The sequence below is a fragment of the Micromonospora sp. BL4 genome (assembly GCF_003667505.1).
In the GTDB taxonomy this organism is placed as follows: Bacteria; Actinomycetota; Actinomycetes; order Mycobacteriales; family Micromonosporaceae; genus Micromonospora.
This window is the reverse complement of record NZ_RCVJ01000266.1, coordinates 1-3,478: the sequence shown is the minus strand read 5'-3', so window position 1 is coordinate 3,478 and position 3,478 is coordinate 1. Positions and strand designations below refer to the sequence as shown.

Genomic DNA, 3,478 nt, shown 5'->3' with positions numbered 1-3,478 from the left:
CCCCTCGCGCCGCCGGCAGCACCTCTCGCGCCCCCTCCCGCGGCGCCTCTTGCGCCGCCGGCACCTCCTACGCCCCCGCCCACGGCGCCGCCCATGCCGCCACGCCAGCGCACCGAGCAGCCGCCTGGACCAGCCCAACCGCCGGTCGACCCGTCGCCTCGTCCACGGCCAGCCAACCAGCCGACGGAGCCGCAGCAGCCGGTCGGCGCCCAGCGGCCACCCCGACCGCTGTCCGGATCACCGGTACCGCCCCGCCAGCGGGTCAGCGACCAACCGCTGCACCCAGCGGTCGACGCACCACCAACGCCGACGCCGACACAGGTGACGGCGCCCACGCCGACGCCGGCGCCGACGGCACAGGTGACGGCCGCCGCGTCGCCAGCCCCGGCGGTGCCGCCGTCTCCGGCTCCCCGGTGGGACACCCCGACGATCCAGGTACAGCAGATCGAGCCGCTGTTGGCCGAGGAGATGGCCCGGGCCGCCGTCACGCCAGCCGAGGCGAGCGGATCAACCAACGTCGTGGGCGGGCCTTCCGCCGCCAGCGCCTCTCCCGAGCCGGCACACCTGGTGAGCGCACCACCCAGCCACAACCACCCCGTGTCCGGACCACCCGGCCACAACCACCCCGTGTCCGGAGCACCCAGCCACAACCACCCCGTGTCCGGACCACCCGGGCACCCCTACCCCGTGTCGGGGCCGCCCAGCCACGCCCATCCCGTCTCGGGACCACCCGGCTACCCCCAGCCGGTGTCGGGAGTGCCGGGCCACCCGTATCCGGTGTCCGGACCACCGGGTCAGCCCTACTCCGTGTCCGGGCCACCGGCGCAGCATCCCCCGGTGTCCGGACCACCGAGCCAGCACTACCCGGTGTCGGCGCCACCGAGCCAGCACTACCCCGTATCCGGACCACCCGGCTACGGCGAACCCGTCTCCGCACCGCCGGCCCACCCCTATCCGGTGTCGGGGCCGCCGGGTTATGACCAGCCGGTCTCCGCACCGCCGGGCCACCACTACCCGGTATCCGGCCCACCCATCTCCGCACCGCCGGTGAGCGGGCCGCCCGTACCTCCGTGGGGTTTGACCGCGCCACCGTGGAGCCGAACGGCGCCGCCGCAGCCGTTGCCCACGGTCGGCGACGACCCGGCGGGCGGGTCCCAGGTGGACGGCCGCCGGTCCGAAGGGCACGCGGAGGCCGAGCCGGGTGGTCCCGGCGCCACGGCGATGCCGCTGGTCGCGCCGGCCCATCCGGCGGGCGTGACGCCGTCCGCGCCGACGGAGATGTTCCCGCCCGTCGAGCGTGCCGGCGACGGTCCGGCGATGCCCGACTCGGCCCTCGGCCAGCCGGACCTGACCACCCGACAGCCGCGCCCCGTCGAAGGTCCGACCGAGGCGGCGCCCTCGGCCTGGTCGCCGGGCGCCGACCCGGCCCCGACAACGCCGGTTTCTGGCACGTACCCCGAGCCGGGCCTGCCGACCCCCGGCCCCTTCGTGTCACCGGCCAACGCGGCCCCGACCTATCCGCCGCCGGTCGCCCCCGCGCCGGCACCCGAGCAGTTTTCGATTCAGGAGCGGTACCCCGGCCAGCAGTACCACCCGGGCCAGGACGGGTACCGGCCGGCGTACGCCGATGAAGGGTCGAAGGTTCGGGGCCGGGGGACGCTGATCGGCGCGGTGGTGGCCGCCGGGGTGGCCGTGGTGGCGGTGGCCGGCCTGGGCGCGGTGGTGCTGAACCGCGACGACGCGCCGCCGCCGACGACCGGGACCGCGCCGACCACGGCGGCGCCGACGGCGGCCGGGCCTCCGCCGGGCGATCTGAAGCTGCGGGACGACTCGGTCACGATCACGTTGACGTGGACGGACCCGTCCGAGGGTGCGGTGCCGTTCATGGTCGCCGGGGGCCGGGCCGGGCAGGCGCTGGGGGTGATGGCCACCGTGGACCCGGGCCGGACCAGCTACACGGTCAACGGCCTGAACTCCCGGGTGGACTACTGCTTCACGGTGCTGGCGGTCTACTCCACCGACAGCTTCGCCACCTCGGGACAGGTCTGCACCGAGCGGGAACGCAGCACTCCGCCGAGCTGAGCTGGGCGTCCACACCGCACACGCTCGGTATCCACAGGGGTGACCGTGCGGGTTCCCCCGCCACGTGGCGGGCCATATGATGGCACCCGGCTCAGGGGAGGGGTCGCCGCGAGGCGCGCCACCTGCCACGACTCAGGGGAGGCAGCCGGCTGTGGCCAGCATCGAGGACGCCGTGCGCACCGACGCCCCCCGTTCGCGTTCCCGGTTGCGCGGCGGGCTGGTGACGGTCGGCACGGTGACCGCGTTGCTGGCCGCCATGGGGCTGACCGTGCTCGGGTTGGGCGCGGCGGACAACGCGGTGGCCAACTACGACGCGAGTTCGTGGCTGTGGAGCGCGGTGCGCAGCGAGCTGGCCCGGGTCAACGGGGTCACCGCTCGCGTCGACACCCGTACCGAGGTTCCCAACGCCCGCCGCCACCCCATGCAGGTCACCCAGACCGACCGGCTGCTGATCCTGCGTGACCTGCAGTCCGGGCAGGTCAGCTCACTGGACCTGGCCACCCTGCAGCTCACCGCGACCACCCGGACCACCCCCGGGCTGGGCGTGAGTGTCGCCCTGCACGAGGACGCGGCGTTCGTCGTCGACGCCGTGCAGGGCATCGTGCGCCAGCTCGACCCGCGGTCGCTGGCCCCAGTCGGCGAGCCGGTCCGCTACCCGCCGGGCATCACCGGCGGCACCTTCGACGGCGAGGGCCGGCTCTGGATCGCGGTCCCCAGCGAGGGCACGGTGTCGGCGGTCACGGCCGCGAAGCTGCCGTCCGCGCCGGCGTCGGCCGCGCCCGCCGGTGGCGGGCTCAGCCCGGAGCGGGTCGAGACGTACGACGTCGCCGAGGCCAGCCACGAGCTGGTGGTCTCCACGCTGGACGACGGTGTGGCGGTGCTCGACCGCACCGCCGGGAAGCTGGTGCGGGTACAGGGCGGGAAGGTGCACCTGACGTCGCTGAAGCTGACCGGTCCGGCGGCGCTGCCGGCCCGCACCAGCGGCCCGCGTGTCCCGGTCACCGTGTCCGCCGAGCGGCGGGTGCTGGTGGTGGGTGACGTCGGCGAGGAGCGGGCGTTCACCGTGCCGGGCGACGGCGACCGGCTCAGCGCGGCGGTGGCCTGGGCGGACCGGTTCTACTGCGCCGACGAGGCCACCGGCACCATCTACTCCTTCGACTCCGGTGGCCAGTTGGTCGACACCATCCGCGGCCGGGCGAACGGGCCGCTGGAGCTGGAGGTGCGGGAGAACCACCTGTTCATCAACTCCCCCGATTCGGCGACCGCCCGGGTGGTGGACGACAAGCACCAGGTGCGCGAGGTCAACAAGTACGCCAACGACGTGCTCGGCGGGGACCCGCCGCCTGCTCCCCCGCCGAGCACGTCGTTGGCGTACTTGTTGACCTCGCGCACCCTT

General features: G+C 75.0%; 1 protein-coding gene and 1 pseudogene. Both read left to right on the top strand.

What is annotated here, in order from left to right:
* Positions 1–1,077 precede the first annotated feature (1,077 nt).
* Positions 1,078–2,082, top strand: coding sequence for a fibronectin type III domain-containing protein (locus EAD89_RS31195; RefSeq protein WP_233579237.1), 1,005 nt, complete (start codon positions 1,078–1,080; stop codon positions 2,080–2,082).
* Between the two features lie 172 nt (positions 2,083–2,254).
* A pseudogene (locus EAD89_RS29980) lies at positions 2,255–3,478 on the top strand (hypothetical protein); the annotation flags it as partial.